The organism is Streptomyces sp. SYSU D01066-1 (assembly GCF_054956795.1).
Map to the genome: position 1 here is coordinate 185157 of NZ_JBUDHV010000002.1, position 17919 is coordinate 203075.

Sequence of the window (17919 nt, forward strand, 5' to 3'; positions counted from 1 at the left end):
TATCGAACGGTCAGACGACCGTTCACCCGGGCCTCGGACGGCCTCTTCTCGCTGGCTGCGCTTGTGCGCGGACCACCGACGGCCCGCCGGTCGAACATCTGGCGGAGCCAAAACAACCCGGCGGGGTGGGGCCTGAAAAACCCGGCGGAGACAGGTGGGCTCCTCAGGACCGTCGCGTCAGGGTGTACGACCCGCAGCTGTAGCACTGCGCGCCTTCTCGGTAGATGGACGTCATCTCGATCGAGTAGTCCGCGGTGTCCGCGTCCGAGCCGAGCGTGACCGTCAGAGACGCCTTCCCGAGAGGGGCCGCGTCGCAGGTGGTGTCGTTGTCGTCGTGGACCGGTTGCGTGGCGCTGTAGGTGCTGCCGCCACCGGTGTACTCCGTGGTGTGCGTCTCGCCGCAGTTGTCCAGCCACATGCTCGTGCGGCTTCCCGGCTCCGGCTCCGTGAACTGAACCGTGCTTCCGTCGCTGATCCGCCACACGCCCGCGAGCCTGGTCGGTCCGGGCGCGTCCGTGCTGCGGCAGACGAACACGGCGCGGGACGGCGCGGCGGTGTTCGCCGTGCAGCAGGGTACGCAGCACGCGCACTGGGCTCCGGGAACGGGGGACACTTCGGATGGCGCTGCGGATGACACTGCGGGGTGAAGTGTCATCCGTTTCCGGGGGGCCTGTCGGTGCGGTGGCGGCGGAGGCGGGAGCGGTACGCGCCCGGGGGCATGCCCCGGGCGCGTCGGAAGGCTCGGCTGAAGGCGTGCGGGGAGGCGTAGCCGACGGCGCCGGAGATCGACTCGACCGGCTCGTCGGTGTCGCGGAGCCGGACGGAGGCCAGGTCGACGCGCCACTGCGTCACGTACGCGCCCGGCGTCTGTCCGAGGGCGGCCCGGAACCGCCGGGTCAGCGTCGCCCGGGAGACGTTCGTCGCGGCGGCCAGGGTCTCCGTCGTCCAGGGGTGTTCCGGCCGGGCGTGGACCTGTGCCAGGGCGTCGCGCACGACCGGGTCGCGCATCGCGCCCAGCCACGAGCCGGGCCGCTCCTGCGGGTGGCGGGCCAGCCAGGCGCGTACGAACTGGACGAGCAGCAGGTCGACGATGCTGTTGACGGCGGCGGTGGTGCCGATCTGGGGCTGCGCGAGTTCCGCCGTGAGCAGTTCGACGGTCCTGCCGAACTGCGCGTTCTGGTCGGCTGTGACGTGCATCGACCGGGTGAGGGAGGTCAGCACGGGGGTGCTCACCTCGGGGTCCTGCTCGTAGTGCAGGACGATCACTTCCGTTTCCGCCGGCCCCGAGCCCAGCCGCAGGGCCCGGCCGTCGCCGAACGCCCGGGCCGCCGCCGCACGGTCGCAGGATCCCATCGTCACGCCGGCGGCGCCCGCCAGACCGTGGGCGGTGCCCGGCTCCACCAGGACGGCGTCCCCGGCCCGCACCTGGAGCGGTTTCTCGCCGCCGGTGTGGAGCCACATCGTGCCGCGGGCGACCACGTGCAGTGCCGCTCCCGGGTAGGAGTCCAGCCACATGCCCCAGTTGCCCCCGGCCTTCAGCACGACCCCGAGCGCCCCTCGCGCCCCCGAGACCCGCAAGACCTCCGCCAGCACGTCCATGCGCCCATTCTCGTCCGCCGCCGCAGTGGAGCTTCAGGTCATGTCGAGGACGTCACGTCGAGGACGACCTTGCCGTGCACCTTCCGAGCGAACAGCGCCCGTACGGCGTCGTCCACGTCCCGCCAGTCGCCGCGCCGTCCGACCGGTGCCGAGAGCCTGCCGGCGGCCATGAGGCCCAGCAGGTCCGTCAGTTCTCCGCCGGTCGGCGTCATGTCGCCGTAGGTGGCGATACGGCGGGGTTCGCCGAAGCCGAACAGGGTCCCCGCCGGGAACGTGGTGTCCTGCCCGGAGGAGTAGCCGACCAGGTGGACGGTGCCGCCCTCGGCGAGGGAATCCCACGCCTGGGCGACCAGCGGCCCGCCGACCGTGTCCAGGACGAGGGCGAACCGGCGCCCGGTCCCGGCCAGGTCGGTCAGGACCTCGTCGGCGCCCAGCTCGCGCAGTCCGGCGGCCCGCTCCGGCGAGCCGACCAGCGCCGTCACCCGGGCGCCCGCCAGCGCCGCCAACTGGACGGCGAAGTGCCCCACGCCCCCGCTGGCGCCGGTGACCAGGACGTCCCGGGCCAGCAGGGAACGCGTGCGCAGCACCCGCAGCGCGGTGACCCCGGCGATCCCCAGCGCGGCGGCGTCGGCGAGTTCCACGCCCTCGGGGACGGTGCCGAGCGAGGCGGGGCCGACCGCCACCCGCTCCGCCCACGCGTGCGGGGCCATCCCCACCGCGACGCGCGTCCCTTCGGCCGGCCCCGAGCCGTCGGACGCGGCGCGGATCACGACGCCGGCCGCGTCGTGCCCGTGCACAGCGCCGGCCGGCCACTGGTCCACGTAGTTCAGCTCTCCGAAGTTGAGGGCGATGTGCCGTACCTCCACCAACGCCTCGCCGGCGGACGGTACGGGTTCGTCGACATCGGCGAACCGGACGGGTCCGGCCTCGCCGTGAGCGACCACGAGGGCGCGCATAGGGGGTGCTTCCTTCTCTCGGGACAACGCCGGAACACTCGGCTCGGGACCACCCTCACGCAGGGCCGGGACGGCGGCCAGTCCCGTGCGGATCGATCAGTTGACGATCTGTGTCATCCACAAGGGGGCCGCACCGGTGCCGGCCGCGCGCACCGTCTTACCGACGTCCGGGCGCGGGAACCACTCCAGCGCCGCGCCCAGCACGCCGCTCTCCGGTTTTCTCAGGCGCAGCCACGGCTCGTGTCCGGGCAGCCGCCCGTGCCGTACGGCGTTGCCGGCCTTCTACCGCGAACTGTCCCTCAACGCCCCGAGGACCTCACCCACCTCACCCGGCGCGGCTCTACCTCTTCCTGAGCAGCAGCTCCGTGTTCCGGTCGTCCGCGTCGCCCGCCAGGTCGGTGCGGGCGCCCGGGGCGTTGAGGGACAGTTCGCGGTAGAGGGCCGCCAGGCCGGTCTGGGACAGGTCGGTGAAGTCGGTGCCGGACGGGGCGGCGGACTCGACGAGGGTGGTGAACAGGGACAGCGTGCCGTCCTTGTTGTCCACCACCTCGATGACGCGGGCGAGCTGGGGGAAGTCGACGTGGGAGGCGGTGGAGATCTCCCAGAAGGCGCCGCCGTCGGCACCCTCGTGCGGGGTGATGTCGTTGCGGTGGATGTGCCCGTTGACCCAGGCCAGCACGTTGCGGTGGCGGCCCAGCAGGGCGACGACGTCGGCGCCGGTGTGGCGCCGGTCGTCGGGGCGGGCCGGGTCGGGGCGGGTGTTGTCCATGGTCTTGCTGGTGTGGTGGCTGAAGACGACGGCGTAGGAGTCGGCGTTGTCCTTCAGGGTCCGCTCCAGCCAGCGCAGTTGCGCCGCGCCGATGGAGCCCTCGTAGTGGCCGCCGGGGTCGGTGGTGTCGAGGCTGATGCCGATGACGTCGTCGGAGATGCGGAAGCTGTAGTACTGGGTGCCGGCGTCGACGTTGGCGGTGGTGTAGCCGTGGCCGTGCGGGCCGGGGCCGAGGTACGCGGTGTCCAGGTGGGCCTTGAGGTAGTCGGCCGGGGTGAAGGGGGCGCGCTTCTCGTCCGGCGTGACGGAGCGCATGGAGCGGGCGTGCGCCTTGAGGAACTCGCGGTACAGGGCGCCCTGGGGGTCGTCGGCCTTCTTCAGGGCGGTCTGGAGCCTGGCGGCCTCGGCGGCGGGCAGTTCCATCAGTTTGCGGCCGCCGACGGCCAGTTCGGTGAGGTAGGAGTCGCCGTGGGAGGCGTAGCAGCCCAGCGGCATGGCGTCGTGGTTGCCGACGGTGGAGTACCAGGGCAGGTTGAGGCCGGGGCTGCGGACCTCGCGGGTCGCGGCGGTCAGGAAGCCGTCCAGGTGCGGGAAGCCGCGCTTCTTGTCGGCGTCGCGGACGGCCGCGTCGGGCTGCCAGTACTGGGTGATGCCGCTGTTCTGGACGCCCTCGTAGTGCCGGAGGTCACCGGAGTTCGGGGTGACGCGCCCGCCGCTCATGACGGTGAGGAACCACTCCAGTTCGGTGCGGGCGTTGTTGTCGGTGTTGTCGCCGGTGGTCATCGCGAAGTGCAGCGGGGACCCGGTGACGGGGGCGCCGCGCAGCGCGTTGACCCGCTCGACCAGCGCGATCGCGCCCTGTACGGTCAGCGCCTCCTGGGGCCGCCAGGCGTGCACGTCGGTGGAGCGCAGGTATTCGAGGCGCAGCGGGTGCTGGGTGTCGATCAGGTGCAGGTCGGTGAGCTGCACGAACGCGGCGAGGGCGGTGCGCCGCCCCGCCCGGCCGGACTGGGCGGCGGCCAGCCCGTCGCGGACGACGCGGTCCCAGCCGGGGCCGTCGGCCAGGCGCCGGTAACCGGAGCCCGAGCCGGAGCGCGGGGTGGCGAGGGCGGCGAGGGTGGTGCCGCGGGTGTAGGGGGCGAGGGGGGCGGCCGGGGCCCGGCGGGAGGAGGCGAGGGCCGCGGCCTCGTCGGTGCCCGTGGTGGCCGTCGCGGCGGCGTCGTCGGGCCGCAGGGCGTAGCCGGCGCCCCCGGCGACGGCCACCGCGGCGGTGGCGGCGAGGACGGAGCGGCGGTGGACGCCCGGCCCGGAGCCGGTGGTTGAGCGTGTGCGCGACATGCGCTTCTCTCCCCGAGTGCGAACGCGTCGGCGGTGACCGCGGACGGTCGCAACCGCGAACGTCCGCTCCACCGGATGCTTGGCACCGGGAATGGCCTGTGCGTGAACGGGGCCGCAACGGGCAACACCGATCACGGTACGTGGATCACGCGCCACCCCGCGTGTCCGCGACCGGTCCGCGCACGGCCGGGAAACGGTCGCCGGGTGTTCATCTGACGGGGTAACGGGGCGGTGCGCGGAGTGCCGGAGTGCCGGAGTGCCGGAGGACCGGAGGACCGCAGGACCGGAGCGGCGCAGGGCCGGAGCGGCGCAGGGCGCCGGGACCGCGCATGGAGTACCGGGGGGCCGTGCACGGAGTACCGGGGCCGTGCACGGAGTACCGGGGCCGTGCACGGAGTACCGGGCCGACGCACGCAGTACCGGACCGGCGCTACGCCCCGGGCAGCCGTCCCGCCGCCGGCCGCTCCCGCCACAGCCGCAGCCCGGTGTCGACCAGCGGCACCCGGGTCAGGCCGGGCACCGCGTCGAGGTCCTGCCAGGCGGCCAGGTCGGTGGAGCCGCCGACCTCGGGCCGCAGCGTGCCGCCGGTGACGCGGGCCTCGTAGACGAGCCGTACGCCGTGGTGGTCGACGGGGCGGCGGAACCGGCCGGGGCGGGTGAGGCGGAGCGAGTCCACCCCGAGCAGGGCGGTGACCTCGACGCGGTGGCCGGTCTCCTCGGCGACCTCCCGCCGGACGGTGTCGTACGGGTCCTCGCCGTGCTCCGTGCCGCCGCCCGGCAGCACCCACTCGGGCACCCCGCCGGGCCCCGGCGACCGGGCCAGCAGCACCTGCCCGTCCCGTACGCATATGGCGTAGGCCGCCACCCGCAGCTTCCGTCGCACTCCGGGACGCTAACCCGCCGGACGGGCCACCGGCAGAGCCCCGCACTCGATTGTCATGTACCGCACCTTATGTCCCCGGTGGCGCATGGCGGAAGTACGCCATGACTCCCGCCCGCCCTGGTGAACACTCCCCAAACAGCGGCCCCTTACGTAAAGCTGAGCGGTCATCCGAGATCACATTCCGGACGACGGCGATCAGAGCAGAGCGGCTTCGATCGTTTCCGTGCCTGTGCCCGTAGACCACAGCCCACAAGGGATGCCGATTACCTGCAAGGGATGCCGATGACCCACACCCCCCAGCGCGACCCGATACCGGGTGGCAGACGCGCGGCCCGTATCGCCGTGGCCGCCGGTCTCGTCGCCGCACTCGCCGCGGCCGGGCCGGTACCCGCGGCCCTCGCCGCCGACGGCCCGGCCACCACCGCCCCGGCCGCCGATCCCTCCGTCAAGTCCGCGCACGACAAGCTCGGTCCGGACGACGCCGACCGGCTCGCCGAGGCCAAGGCCGACGGCGAGAAGAACGTCACGATGATGGTCGCGACCGCCCCCGGCGACACCGCCGAGGTCGCGAAGAAGCTGGACGCGGTCCGGGGCGGCACCGTGGGCCGCGCCTACGACGAGCTGGGCTACGTCCGCGCCACCGTCCCCACCGCCGAGGCGGACGCCGCGATCGCCGCCGCCGCGAAGCTCTCCTCCGTGCACGGCATCGATCTACGCGAGGAGATCGCGCTGGACGACCCGACGCCCAGCGCGGACACCGCGAAGGGCGCCGCGGCCTCGGCGACGGCCACCGCCGCCGAGGCCCCCGGCAAGAGCACCCCCGCGAAGAACCCGTACAACCCGTCCTTCGAGACGGGCGCCGTCGACTTCGTGAAGCAGAACCCGAAGGCGGACGGCCGCGGCATCACCATCGGCATCCTGGACTCCGGGGTGGACCTGGCCCACCCGGCGCTCCAGAGGACCACCACCGGCCAGCGGAAGATCGTCGACTGGGTCACCGCGACCGACCCGGTCGTCGACGGCGACCGCACCTGGCGGCCGATGACCTCCTCCGTCTCCGGCCCCACGTTCACCTACGGCGGGCAGACCTGGACCGCCCCCGCCGGCTCCTACAAGGTGAGCACCTTCCTGGAGTCGTACACCACCGGCGGCGACGCGGCCGGCGACGCCAACCGGGACGGCGACACCACCGACTCCTGGGGCGTGCTGTACGACGCGGCGGCCGGCACGGTCCGCGTCGACCTGAACAACAACCGCGACTTCTCCGACGACACCGCGATGAAGCCGTACAAGGACGGCCACCAGGTCGGCTACTTCGGCACCGACGACCCGACCACGGACGTCGCCGAGCGCCAGCCGTTCGTCGTCGAGATCCGCGAGGACGTCGTCTACGACAGCGCCGGTTCGAAGGCCGACTTCGTCAACATCGGCGTCATCGAGTCCGAGCACGGCACCCACGTCGCGGGCATCACGGCCGCCAACGGCCTGTTCGGCGGGCAGATGGACGGCGCCGCCCCCGGCGCGCAGATCGTCTCCTCGCGCGCCTGCACCTGGACCGGCGGCTGCACCAACGTCGCCCTCACCGAGGGCATGATCGACCTCGTCGTCAACCGGGGCGTCGACATCGTCAACATGTCGATCGGCGGCCTGCCGTCCCTCAACGACGGCAACAACGCCCGCGCCGAGCTGTACACCCGGCTCATCGACGAGTACGGCGTCCAGCTGGTGATCTCCGCCGGCAACTCCGGCCCCGGCGCCAACACCATCGGCGACCCCGGCCTGGCCGACAAGGTCATCTCGGTCGGCGCGTCCATCTCCAAGGAGACCTGGGCGGTCAACTACGGCTCGGCGGTGGAGAAGAAGTACGCCATGATGCCGTTCTCCTCGCGCGGCCCGCGTGAGGACGGCGGCTTCACGCCGACGCTGACCGCGCCGGGCGCGGCGATCAACACCATCCAGACCTGGCTGCCGGGCGCCCCGGTCACCGAGGCCGGCTACGCGCTCCCCGCCGGCTACGGCATGCTCCAGGGCACCTCGATGGCCTCCCCGCAGGCCGCGGGCGCCTCCGCGCTGCTGCTGTCGGCGGCGAAGCAGCAGCACCTCGACCTCACCCCGGCCATCCTGCGCACCGCGCTGACCTCGACCGCCGACCACATCAAGGGCGTGCAGGCGTACGAGGAGGGCGCGGGCCTGATCGACGTCGTGGACGCCTGGAAGTCGATCCGGCGCGGCGCCTCGGCGCACGAGTACACGGTCAAGGCCCCGGTCGACACCGCGATCGACTACGCCTTGGAGACCCCGGGCTTCGGCACCGGCCTCTACGACCGCGAGGGCGGTCTGCGGGCGGGCCAGAAGAAGACGTACGAGATCACGCTCACCCGCACCACCGGCGCCGACCAGGCACTCCGGCACGAGCTGCGCCTCGCCAACAACGCGGGCAACACCTTCGAGGTCGTCGGCTCCGACACGGTGAAGCTGCCGCTGAACCAGCCGGTCACCGTGAAGGTGCGGGCCGCGCCGCGCTCCGAGGGGCTCAAGAGCGCGATCCTGGAGGTCGACGACCCGAGGACGGAGGGCGTCGACCAGCAGGTCATGACCACGGTCGTGGTCGCGGCCCCGCTCGCGGCGGAGCAGGAGTTCAGCTACTCCGTGTCCGGTTCGGTGCAGCGCAACAGCACCGCCTCCTACTTCGTGACGGTCCCCGAGGGCGCCAAGTCCCTGGAGGTCGCCATCGGCGGGCTGAAGGGCCAGAGCCAGACCCGGTTCATCGCCGTCCACCCGTACGGCGTACCGCTGGACAACACCTCCACGCCGTACTGCTACAACAACTACCTCGACGGCAACGGCTGCAAGCCCGACGTGCGCGCGTACGCCGACCCGCAGCCGGGCGTGTGGGAGATCGAGGTCGAGTCGCGGCGCACCTCTCCGCTGCTGGACAACCCGTACACGCTGGACGTCGCCCTGCTCGGCGCGGACTTCGACCCCGAGGTCGTGACCGTGCCCGAGGCCGAGGCCGGCACCCCGGTCACCGCCTCCTGGACGGTGACCAACCGGTACGCCGCGATCGACGGCGGCAGGCTGACGGGCGGCCCGCTGGGCTCCTCCCTCACCGACCGTCCCGCCCTCGCCGAGGGCGACACGCGGACCACCACGGTCGACGTCCCCGAGGGCGCGACCTCGCTGGACGTGGCCATCGGCGGCGTCTCGGACGCCTCCGCCGACCTGGACCTGGCGGTCTACGACGCGGACGGCGCCCTGGTCGGGCAGAGCGCCGACGGCGACTCCGAGGAGTCCGTCTCCGTGCCCGATCCGGCCGCCGGCACGTACACCGTCGAGGTCTACGGCTACGCGGTCCCGTCCGGCTCCACGGAGTACGACTACCGGGACGTGTACTTCGCCGCCAGCCTCGGCACGGTCGGCGTCGACGGGGCGCCGGTGTCGCTGGGCACGGGCGCGTCGGCCACCGTCTCCGGGAGTGTGACGGCGCTGGCCGCCGCGCCCGAGGGCCGGGAGTTCTTCGGTCGGGTCCAGCTCGTCGACGCCCGCGGCACGGTCGCGGGCACCGGCAGCGTGGCGATCGAGAAGGTCGTGCCGTAGTCCGGTACGGCACGTGAGGAGGGGGCGGGTGCTTCGGCGCCCGCCCCCTTCTGCTCCGCGCGTCACTCGCAGGTGAGGGTGCGGGCGTCCGGGAGGGCGGCGGTGACGCGGGCGCGTTCGGGGGCGATCTCGGCCTCGCCGGTGAAGAGGGCGTCCGGGTGGACGCCGTGCGCCGGGAGCCCGAACAGCACCCGCTCGCCCACGCCGGGGGCGCCGGTGCCCTCCCGCGTCAGGAAGGTGACCTCGCGCGACGCCTTCCGGGGCGCGTACTGCCGGGTGATCTCCACCGTGATCCGCCGGCCCGCTTCCCCGGGCGCCGGGCCGGCCCCGGTCACCGTGCCCTCGGCGACCAGCCGGGCGCAGGCCAGGTAGGCGGGGCTGCCGAAGGCGGCGGTTGCCTCCTTGCCGCCGGAGTCCGCCTGGGCGCTGGAGGTCCCCGCGTCCTCGGCGCCGCCGTCCCCGGCCTGGGTCACCAGCCACGCCGTGCCGGAGAGGAAGGCGCCCGCGCAGGCGACGGCGAGCGCGCCGAGGGCCAGGCCGCGGCGGTGGCGCCGGGGGCGGGGGTGCGGCCGGGGACGGAGGAGGGGGCGGGGTGCGGCCGGGGCCGGCTCCGGCGGGGGCGGGGGCTCGCCCAGGACCCGCCCGAGGACCCCCAGCCGTTCCCGCAGCACCGCCACGTCGGCGGCCTCGGCGGACCCCGGCGGCAGCGGCTCGCCCAGGATCGCGGCCATCAGCGCGTCGTCGGGAGCGGCACCCTCGTACGCGTCGGTCCCGTCGGTCCCGTCGTACGCGTCACGCGCGTCACGCCCATCACGAGCGTCGCGCCCGTCACGCCCGTCACGCCCGTCACGCCCGCCGTACCTGCCGTACGCGTCGCGCCCGTCGTACGCGTCACGCCCGCCGTACCCGTCGTACACGTCGCGCCCCTCGTACCCGTCGTGCTCGGCGGCCACGTCACACCACCTCGTCCTCGTGCAGCCGGGCGCGCAGGGCCCGGACCGCCGTGTGCAGCCTGCTCTTGACCGTGCCCTCAGGGACGCCCAGCTCCTCGGCGATGCCGCGCACCGGCAGGTCGGCGTAGAAGCGCAGCACGACGACCTGGCGCTGGGCGTCGGGCAGCGCGTCCAGGCCCCGGGCGACGGCGAGCGAGAGCAGGCTGGTGTCCTCGCCGGAGGGGTGGTCGCCCTGGCGCAGCGCGGCGAGGCGCTCGCCGATCCGCTCCTGGCGGCGTCTGGCCCGGTGCCAGTCCATGGCGAGGTTGGAGGCGACCACCGCCGCCCACGCCGAGACGTCCCGGGGCGCCTCACGGCCGCCGGCGGCACGCTCCAGCAGCCGCAGGCGGACCTGCTGCACCCCGTCCGGCAGGTCCGCCTGCGGTACCCCGCCGAGCGCGAGCACCGCCCGCACCCGGCGCTCCTGGGCCGCGTCCAGCGGATCGCCGCCGACGGCCTCCCCCGCCGCCCCCGCCCCCCGGCGGACCTTTCTGCGCAGCACCGGCCACCCCTCCCCTCGCCGCGTTTCCCCTACGACGCCGCAGCGGGCGGAAACGTTCGCTCCGACACCGCCGGCCCGCACCGAGGCGTACGTCACACCCGGTGTGGGCCGGGACGAAAGGGGCAGGGGCGAGGCAGCACAGCTTGCGGCGCCGGGGCCTCGGCAGATGAATTCCTGCAGCTCGGCAGGGGTGTGGCCGCAGGGACGGCGGTCGCGCCCCGCGCCGCAGCGGCCCCTTCGGCCAGGTCGCCGGTGAATGCGGTGGACAGGTGGGCCGGGGATGACCGCATGATGGAAAAGTTCGCACGATGGAAAAGTCCCGGCCACACAGGCCGGGCGCACGCAGGTCACGCAAGGGAGTCGCCGTGAGGGTCGGAATCGTCGGAGCCACCGGACAGGTCGGCACGGTCATGCGCAGGATCCTCAGCGAACGGAACTTTCCGGTCACCGAGCTGCGCCTGTTCGCCTCGGCCCGTAGCGCGGGCAAGGAGCTGGACGGGGTGACGGTGGAGGACGCGGCCACCGCCGACTACTCCGGGCTGGACATCGTGCTCTTCTCGGCGGGCGGCGCCACCTCCAAGGCGCTGGCCGAGAAGGTCGCCTCGCAGGGCCCGGTCGTGATCGACAACTCCTCGGCGTGGCGCCGCGACCCCGACGTGCCGCTGGTGGTCTCCGAGGTCAACCCGCACGCGATCGCCACCCGCCCCAAGGGCATCATCGCCAACCCGAACTGCACCACGATGGCCGCGATGCCGGTGCTGCGTCCGCTGCACGCCGAGGCGGGCCTCGAAGCGCTGGTCGTCGCCACGTACCAGGCGGTGTCCGGTTCCGGGCTGGCCGGTGTGGACGAGCTGTTCGAGCAGGTCAAGAAGGTCGGCGAGGACGCGCCGAAGCTCACCCACGACGGCGGCGCGGCCGAGTTCGGCGAGCCGGAGAAGTACGTCGCGCCGATCGCGTACAACGTGCTGCCGCTGGCCGGGTCGATCGTCGACGACGGCCGGTACGAGACCGACGAGGAGCAGAAGCTCCGCCACGAGTCCCGCAAGATCCTGGAGATCCCGGAGCTGAAGGTCTCCGGCACCTGCGTCCGGGTCCCGGTCTTCACCGGCCACTCCCTCCAGATCAACGCCCGCTTCGCCCGTCCGATCAGCGTGGAGCGCGCCAAGGAGCTGCTCGGCGGCGCCCCCGGCGTGGCCCTCGCGGAGGTCCCGACCCCGCTCCAGGCCGCCGGTCAGGACCCGTCCTACGTCGGCCGCATCCGCCAGGACGAGACCGTCGAGCACGGCCTCGCCCTGTTCGTCTCCAACGACAACCTGCGCAAGGGCGCCGCGCTCAACGCCGTCCAGATCGCGGAGCTGGTCGCGGCCGAGCTGACGGACTGAGGCGCCTGACCTCGTAGAGGAAACAGCCGTACTCGACGGCCCGGACGTGGACGAACGCCACGTCCGGGCCGTCGAACGCGTTCCGCGGGGCCCCTCGGCGTCCGCCCCCGCCAGCCGCCCGCCGAGCGGCGCGGCGACGCCGTACACCAGCGGGGCAAGGACATCGCATCCGGCCCGGCCCGCGTGGAAGGATGGCGGAAACGACCCATACGAGGAGATGACCGCGTGCCTGGCACAAACCTGACCCGCGAAGAGGCGCAGCAGCGGGCGAAGCTGCTCTCCGTGGACGCGTACGAGATCGATCTCGACCTCTCCGGCGCGCAGGAGGGCGGCACCTACCGGTCCGTGACGACGGTGCGCTTCGACGTCGCCGAGAACAACGCCACGTCCTTCATCGACCTGGTGGCCCCGACCGTCCACGAGGTCGTCCTCAACGGCGACCGGCTCGACGTGGACGCCGTCTTCGCGGACTCCCGGATCACGCTGCCGGGTCTGCTGGAGGGGCGCAACATCCTGCGGGTCGTGGCCGACTGCGCGTACACCAACACCGGTGAGGGCCTGCACCGGTTCGTCGACCCGGTCGACGAGCAGGCGTACCTCTACACCCAGTTCGAGGTGCCGGACGCCCGGCGGGTCTTCGCCAGCTTCGAGCAGCCGGACCTGAAGGCGACCTTCCAGTTCACCGTGCGGGCGCCCGAGGGCTGGACCGTCATCTCCAACTCCCCCACCCCCGAGCCCCAGGACAACGTCTGGGTCTTCGCGCCGACGCCGCGCATCTCGTCGTACATCACCGCCCTGATCGCCGGCCCGTACCACTCGGTGCACAGCGTGTACGAGAAGGACGGGCAGAGCGTGCCGCTGGGCATCTACTGCCGTCCGTCGCTGGCCGAGCACCTCGACTCGGACGCGATCTTCGAGGTGACGCGGCAGGGCTTCGAGTGGTTCCAGGAGAAGTTCGACTACGCGTACCCGTTCGAGAAGTACGACCAGCTCTTCGTGCCGGAGTTCAACGCGGGCGCGATGGAGAACGCGGGCGCGGTCACCATCCGCGACCAGTACGTCTTCCGGTCGAAGGTGACCGACGCGGCGTACGAGACGCGTGCCGAGACCATCCTGCACGAGCTGGCCCACATGTGGTTCGGCGACCTGGTCACCATGGAGTGGTGGAACGACCTGTGGCTGAACGAGTCGTTCGCCACGTACACCTCCATCGCCTGCCAGGCGGCGGCGCCCGGCTCGCGCTGGCCGCACTCGTGGACGACGTTCGCCAACTCCATGAAGACCTGGGCCTACCGGCAGGACCAGCTGCCGTCCACGCACCCGATCATGGCGGACATCACCGACCTCGACGACGTGCTCGTCAACTTCGACGGCATCACGTACGCCAAGGGGGCGAGCGTACTGAAGCAGCTCGTGGCGTACGTCGGTGAGGACGCGTTCTTCCGGGGCGTGCAGGCGTACTTCAAGCGTCACGCGTACGGCAACACGCGCCTGTCCGACCTGCTGGGCGCGCTGGAGGAGACCTCCGGACGGGACCTGAGGTCCTGGTCGAAGGCGTGGCTGGAGACGGCCGGCATCAACGTGCTGCGCCCGGTGGTCGAGACCGACGCCGACGGCGTCATCACGTCGTTCGCCATCCGGCAGGAGGCGCCCGCGCTCCCGGCCGGCGCCAAGGGCGCTGCGTCCGATGATGCGGCTCCGCCGCGGGGGACGCTGCGCCCGCACCGCATCGCCGTCGGCTGCTACGACCTCGACGCCAGCGGCAAGCTGGTGCGCGGTGAGCGCGTGGAACTGGACGTGGACGGCGAGCTGACCGACGTGCCGCGGCTGGTCGGCACGCGCCGCCCGGCGGTGGTCCTCCTCAACGACGACGACCTGTCCTACGCCAAGGTCCGCCTCGACGAGCAGTCGCTGGCGTTCGTCACCGAGCACCTCGGCGACTTCGCCGAGTCCCTGCCGCGCGCCCTGTGCTGGGCGTCGGCCTGGGACATGACGCGGGACGCCGAACTCGCCACCCGCGACTACCTCTCCCTGGTGCTGTCCGGCATCGGCAAGGAGTCCGACATCGGGGTGGTGCAGTCCCTGCACCGCCAGGTGAAGCTGGCCGTCGACCAGTACTCCGACCCGGCGGCCCGCGAGACGCTGCTCGCCCGCTGGACCGAGGCGACGCTGGCCCACCTGCGCGCGGCGGCGCCGGGCAGTGACCACCAGCTGGCGTGGGCGCGGGCGTTCGCGGCGACGGCTCGTACGCCGGAGCAGCTCGACCTGCTGGAGGCGTTGCTCGACGGCGCGCAGACGGTGGAGGGGCTGGCCGTCGACACCGAGCTGCGCTGGGCGTTCGTGCAGCGGCTGGCGGCGGTCGGGCGGTTCGACGAGACGGAGATCGCCGCCGAGTACGAGCGGGACCGCACCGCCGCCGGCGAGCGGCACGCGGCCACCGCTCGGGCGGCCCGGCCGACCGAGCAGGCCAAGGCGGAGGCGTGGGCGTCGGTGATCGACTCCGACACGCTGCCGAACGCCGTGCAGGAGGCGGTGATCTCCGGCTTCGTCCAGACCGACCAGCGGGAGCTGCTGGCGCCGTACGCGGACCGGTACTTCGAGGTGCTGGAGGGTGTCTGGGAGTCCCGTTCGCACGAGATGGCCCAGCAGATCGCCGTCGGCCTGTACCCGGCGGTGCAGGTGACGCAGGAGACGCTGCGCAAGACCGACGCGTGGCTGGCGTCGGCCCGGCCGAACGCGGCCCTGCGGCGGCTGGTCTCGGAGTCCCGCGCGGGCGTGGAGCGGGCGCTGCGGGCGCAGGCGGCGGACGCGGCGGCGTAGGGCGCGGTGGCGGCGGCGGACGCGGCGGCGTAGGGCGCGGTGGCGGCGGACGCGGCGGTGTGGAGCGCGGCCGGCATCGCCTCGGCGGCCACGGGTCACGACGCCGACGCGGCGACCCCGGTGTCGCACTCCGTCGGCACGGCGGAACGGCAGGCCGACGCCGCGACGCCGGTCCACCAGGACGCGGCCGATCCGGTCACCGAGCAGGACGCGGCCACGCCGATCGACCGCGCCCAGGACGCGGCGACCCCGATCGACCGCGCCCAGGACGCGGCTCGTCCGATCTCCGAGCTGACCGCGCAGGAGCGGGCGGACGCGGTGGGCTGACCCGTCCGCCGGGGCACACCGGTGCCCGCGTCTTCCGGGACCGCCCGGCCCGGGAGACGCGGGCGCCGCCTCAGCCCACGTGCGCGGCGAGCGCCGCCCCGGTGGCCGCCCCGTCGGCGCCGTCCGCCGCCCAGGCCACGTATCCGTCGGGCCGCACCAGCACCGTCGTACGGCGTCCACTCGCCCAGCGCGCCACCGACAGCCGGTCGGCACGGCCTCCCCCGTCCCGGTACTCGCCCGGCGTGATCAGCGCGAACCGTCCACCGCGCAGCGCCTCGTACAGCCGGCCGCCACCCGCGAGGGCCACGTCGGGGGCCCGGGTCCCGGTGAGGCGGTGGGCACCGCGGGGAGCGTCGTACCGGTAGCCGACGGCGGAGATCAGACCGGCCATCCGGCGCTGGACGGGGCCCGCGTGGTCCAGCGCGGTGACGGCCGCCGAGCGCAGCGCCCGCGCCCAGGGGCGGGAGGCCGCGGCGAGGCGGATCATGCCGCCGCTGCTGCGCAGTACCGCCCTGCCGACGGGGTGGCGTTCGGCGTGGTAGCTGTCCAGCAGTTCCTCGGAGCGCCGGCCGTGCAGGACGGCCGCCAGTTTCCAGCTCAGGTTGGCCGCGTCCTGGAGGCCGGTGTTCATGCCCTGGCCGCCGGCCGGGCTGTGCACGTGCGCCGCGTCACCGGCCAGGAAGACCCGGCCGACCCGGTAGGCGGGCACCTGGCGCTCCTCGCTGTGGAAACGGGAGAGCCAGCGGGGGTCGTACATGCCGTAGTCCCGGCCCGTCACCCGGCGCACCAGCTCCTTGACCTCGGTCAGGCCGACGGGTTCGCTGTCGGGGAGGTCGCGCTCGCGCTGCCAGCCGACGACCCGGTGGTAGCCGTCGCCGAAGGGTGCGATGACGACGAAGGCGCCCGGGACGGAGTCCCCGGTGAGCTGGGCGCCGTACTCCTCGGCGAACCGCACGTCGGCGATGACCATCGAGCGGATCACCGCGCGGCCGGGGAAGGGCAGCCCGACCGCGTGCCGCACGGCGCTGCGCACGCCGTCGGCGCCGACGGCGTACTGGGCGCGCAGTTCGCCGGGGGCCCCGTCCGGACCGCGTACGGCGATGGTGACCCCCGACGGGTCCTGGCGCAGCCCGGTCACCTCCGTCTCGTACCGGAGTTCCGCCCCCGCCTCCACCGCGCGCCGCCGCAGGACCTTCTCCACCTCGTACTGCGGAACCATCAGGACGTGGTTGAAGCGGGAGGGGAGGGTCGCGAAGTCCAGGCCGAGGTCGAAGAAGCGGATGCGTTCGAGACGGCGGCCGATCGCCTCCAGCGGCTCGGCGAGGCCACGGGTGTCGAGCTGCTCCAGGCTGCGGGCGTGCAGCCCGAAGGCGCGGGAGAGGTTGCTGATCTGCGGGGGGCGCTTCTCGACGAGGGTGACGGGGACGCCGGCGGCGGCCAGGTCCCCGGCCAGGAGCAGGCCGGTGGGGCCGGCCCCTACGACGATCACGGTACGGGGCGCGGTTCGGGGCGTGGTGCCGGGCGTGGTGTGGGGCGTGCCGTTCATGGTGAGCCTCCTGGAGCCGGCGGCCATGCGCCGACGGCTGTTCGCCAACGACTGTTTGCCAATGCCTGTTCGCCAACCACCGTTCGCCAACGCTTGTTGTCACTGTAGGGCCACCCAAAGCCGCCGTCAACGGTTGTTGGCCTACGCGTGTTGGCCTACGCTGGAGGGCATGCCGGCCACTCCCCCGCCACCCACCAGCCCCCCGCCGCCCAACGACCCCCAGAACCCCACCGACCTCCCGGCCCCCACCACCCCCCCGACCCCTGCCGGTCGCCCGTCGGCCCGCCGCTCCGACGCCACCCGCGCCGCGATCCTCGAAGCCGCCCGCGAGCGTTTCGCCGTCGACGGCTACGACCGCGCCACCATCCGCGCCATCGCGCGCGACGCGCGGATCGACCCCTCGATGGTGATGCGGTACTACGGCAGCAAGGAGGGCCTCTTCACGGCGGCCGTCTCCGTGGACCTGAGACTGCCCGACGTCTCCGCCCTGCCCCAGGACACCGTGGGCGCGGCCCTGGTCCGGCACTTCCTCTCCCTCTGGGAGAAGAACGAGGTGCTGACGGCCGTCCTCAGGGCCGGCGCCCTGAGCGCCGACGGGGCCGAGCGCACCCGGGGCGTCTTCCGCGACCAGGTGCTGCCGGTCGCCCAGCGGGTCTGCCCGGACCCCGAACAGGCCCCGACCCGGGCCGCGCTGATCGCCTCACAGCTCCTCGGGATGGCGCTCGCCCGGTACGTGCTGCGCATCCCGCCGGCCGTGGACCTCTCCGAGGGGGAGATCGTGGCGTGGCTGGGCCCCACCGTGCAGCGCTACCTCACCGCGCCGAGCCCGTGAGCGTGAGGGGCACGGCCCCACGCCCCGGACACGCGTCGAGGGCGCCTGCCCGCGGCAGGCGCCCTCGACAGGGAGGAAGCGGTGTCAGGCCTTGGCGCCGGCCTTGTCCGCGGTCTCCCGGGTCTGCACGTTGCGGCTGGTCACCCGGTGCTTCTCGTGGGAGCGGTCCAGGACCATGACCAGCCCCGCGATGACCGCGAAGAGCACGATCGGGGCGAAGACATAGAGGCCCAGCGTCTCGATGACGCTCAGGCCCGTACCGGGGTCGTCACCGTCGTCGCGGGTCAGCGCGAGCGCGGGGGACGACATGAGCAGCATCATCAGCGTCGTACCGGCCGCCAGGGTGCCGGCGCGCAGGGCGTTCTTCTTGTCCACG

The 17919-nt window shown here is 73.5% G+C and carries 15 protein-coding genes; 5 read left to right on the forward strand and 10 right to left on the reverse strand.

All coding sequences use genetic code 11. From position 1 onward, the window contains the following. Positions 1-163: 163 nt before the first annotated feature. From ACY1JF_RS02760 to ACY1JF_RS02780, 5 genes are all read right to left on the reverse strand, one after another. Positions 164-418, reverse strand: coding sequence for a hypothetical protein (locus ACY1JF_RS02760; RefSeq protein WP_462703323.1), 255 nt, complete (start codon positions 416-418; stop codon positions 164-166). Between the two features lie 233 nt (positions 419-651). Next, positions 652-1599 carry an AraC family transcriptional regulator gene (locus ACY1JF_RS02765; RefSeq protein WP_462703324.1) on the reverse strand — a complete coding sequence of 316 codons (948 nt, stop codon included), beginning with the start codon at positions 1597-1599 and terminating at the stop codon, positions 652-654. 38 nt (positions 1600-1637) lie between these two features. Further along, on the reverse strand, positions 1638-2555 hold the full coding sequence (locus tag ACY1JF_RS02770) for a zinc-binding dehydrogenase (RefSeq protein WP_462703325.1): 918 nt from the start codon (positions 2553-2555) through the stop codon (positions 1638-1640). A 340-nt stretch (positions 2556-2895) separates the two neighbouring features. After that, the gene (locus tag ACY1JF_RS02775; protein WP_462703326.1) at positions 2896-4662 is read right to left on the reverse strand and encodes a TIGR03767 family metallophosphoesterase; all 1767 of its coding nucleotides are present in this window, start codon (positions 4660-4662) and stop codon (positions 2896-2898) included. A 430-nt stretch (positions 4663-5092) separates the two neighbouring features. Continuing rightward, positions 5093-5527 (reverse strand): NUDIX hydrolase, encoded by a 435-nt coding sequence (locus ACY1JF_RS02780; RefSeq protein ID WP_462703483.1) that lies wholly within the window; start codon positions 5525-5527, stop codon positions 5093-5095. A 300-nt stretch (positions 5528-5827) separates the two neighbouring features. On the opposite strand from ACY1JF_RS02780, the gene ACY1JF_RS02785 reads away from it, so the two are divergent. Continuing rightward, the gene (locus ACY1JF_RS02785; RefSeq protein ID WP_462703327.1) at positions 5828-9142 is read left to right on the forward strand and encodes a S8 family serine peptidase; all 3315 of its coding nucleotides are present in this window, start codon (positions 5828-5830) and stop codon (positions 9140-9142) included. A 62-nt stretch (positions 9143-9204) separates the two neighbouring features. Here ACY1JF_RS02785 and ACY1JF_RS02790 read toward each other — a convergent pair whose 3' ends face one another. Beyond that, a complete protein-coding gene (locus ACY1JF_RS02790) occupies positions 9205-10095 on the reverse strand; it encodes a hypothetical protein (protein ID WP_462703328.1) in 891 nt (296 codons plus the stop codon). 1 nt (position 10096) lies between these two features. Beyond that, positions 10097-10636 carry an RNA polymerase sigma factor gene (locus tag ACY1JF_RS02795; protein ID WP_462703329.1) on the reverse strand — a complete coding sequence of 180 codons (540 nt, stop codon included), beginning with the start codon at positions 10634-10636 and terminating at the stop codon, positions 10097-10099. A gap of 365 nt (positions 10637-11001) precedes the next feature. On the opposite strand from ACY1JF_RS02795, the gene ACY1JF_RS02800 reads away from it, so the two are divergent. After that, a complete protein-coding gene (locus ACY1JF_RS02800; protein ID WP_462703330.1) occupies positions 11002-12018 on the forward strand; it encodes an aspartate-semialdehyde dehydrogenase in 1017 nt (338 codons plus the stop codon). Here ACY1JF_RS02800 and ACY1JF_RS02805 read toward each other — a convergent pair. Beyond that, positions 11969-12187 carry a DUF1203 domain-containing protein gene (locus tag ACY1JF_RS02805; RefSeq protein WP_462703331.1) on the reverse strand — a complete coding sequence of 73 codons (219 nt, stop codon included), beginning with the start codon at positions 12185-12187 and terminating at the stop codon, positions 11969-11971. The genes ACY1JF_RS02800 and ACY1JF_RS02805 overlap by 50 nt on opposite strands. 56 nt (positions 12188-12243) lie before the next feature. On the opposite strand from ACY1JF_RS02805, the gene pepN reads away from it, so the two are divergent. Together pepN and ACY1JF_RS02815 are read left to right on the forward strand one after the other, a co-directional pair. Further along, positions 12244-14838: an aminopeptidase N gene (pepN, locus tag ACY1JF_RS02810; RefSeq protein ID WP_462703332.1), complete on the forward strand. Its 2595-nt coding sequence runs from the start codon at positions 12244-12246 to the stop codon at positions 14836-14838. A gap of 39 nt (positions 14839-14877) precedes the next feature. Continuing rightward, complete coding sequence (locus ACY1JF_RS02815) at positions 14878-15165, forward strand: hypothetical protein (RefSeq protein WP_462703333.1); 288 nt, start codon at positions 14878-14880, stop codon at positions 15163-15165. A gap of 70 nt (positions 15166-15235) precedes the next feature. On the opposite strand, the gene ACY1JF_RS02820 is transcribed toward ACY1JF_RS02815, so the two are convergent. Then, positions 15236-16711, reverse strand: coding sequence for an FAD-dependent monooxygenase (locus ACY1JF_RS02820; protein ID WP_462703334.1), 1476 nt, complete (start codon positions 16709-16711; stop codon positions 15236-15238). A 169-nt stretch (positions 16712-16880) separates the two neighbouring features. Here ACY1JF_RS02820 and ACY1JF_RS02825 point away from each other — a divergent pair, with 169 nt between their 5' ends. Beyond that, complete coding sequence (locus ACY1JF_RS02825) at positions 16881-17543, forward strand: TetR/AcrR family transcriptional regulator (protein WP_462703335.1); 663 nt, start codon at positions 16881-16883, stop codon at positions 17541-17543. A gap of 84 nt (positions 17544-17627) precedes the next feature. Here ACY1JF_RS02825 and ACY1JF_RS02830 read toward each other — a convergent pair whose 3' ends face one another. Then, a complete protein-coding gene (locus tag ACY1JF_RS02830; protein ID WP_462703336.1) occupies positions 17628-17918 on the reverse strand; it encodes a hypothetical protein in 291 nt (96 codons plus the stop codon). Between the last annotated feature and the right edge of the window lies 1 nt (position 17919).

Coding starts and splice junctions, on each gene's coding strand:
- ACY1JF_RS02775 (WP_462703326.1), bottom strand. CDS start 4,662: ATGTCGCGCACACGCTCAACCACCGGCTCCGGGCCGGGCGTCCACCGC.
- ACY1JF_RS02765 (WP_462703324.1), bottom strand. CDS start 1,599: ATGGACGTGCTGGCGGAGGTCTTGCGGGTCTCGGGGGCGCGAGGGGCG.
- ACY1JF_RS02820 (WP_462703334.1), bottom strand. CDS start 16,711: ATGAACGGCACGCCCCACACCACGCCCGGCACCACGCCCCGAACCGCG.
- ACY1JF_RS02760 (WP_462703323.1), bottom strand. CDS start 418: ATGTGGCTGGACAACTGCGGCGAGACGCACACCACGGAGTACACCGGT.
- ACY1JF_RS02770 (WP_462703325.1), bottom strand. CDS start 2,555: ATGCGCGCCCTCGTGGTCGCTCACGGCGAGGCCGGACCCGTCCGGTTC.
- ACY1JF_RS02785 (WP_462703327.1), top strand. CDS start 5,828: ATGACCCACACCCCCCAGCGCGACCCGATACCGGGTGGCAGACGCGCG.
- ACY1JF_RS02805 (WP_462703331.1), bottom strand. CDS start 12,187: ATGCGATGTCCTTGCCCCGCTGGTGTACGGCGTCGCCGCGCCGCTCGG.
- ACY1JF_RS02825 (WP_462703335.1), top strand. CDS start 16,881: ATGCCGGCCACTCCCCCGCCACCCACCAGCCCCCCGCCGCCCAACGAC.